Genomic DNA, 218 nt, shown 5'->3' on the forward strand with positions numbered 1-218 from the left:
TAGCGGTACGCGACGATGGCTCCCCATGGTGGCAGGACAACAGTAAAGAGGTGTACGCCAACGCGGTAGCCAACCTCGCTGAGGCGCTGTCTAACTGGGACGATTCACGCACTGGTGAACGTGACGGCCCGAAAATGGGCTTCCCGAGATTCAAACGCAAAGGCCGCTCGGCCAAGAGTTTCACTTTCACCACCGAAGCCATGCGGGTGGAGCCGTCC

At 59.6% G+C, this 218-nt stretch carries 1 pseudogene; it reads left to right on the forward strand.

The annotated features are described in order from the left end of the window. Positions 1-218, forward strand: a pseudogene (locus CDN38_RS30145) (IS607 family element RNA-guided endonuclease TnpB); the annotation flags it as partial.

Origin of the sequence: Mycobacterium ostraviense (assembly GCF_002705925.1) — a bacterium.
Lineage (GTDB): Bacteria > Actinomycetota > Actinomycetes > Mycobacteriales > Mycobacteriaceae > Mycobacterium > Mycobacterium ostraviense.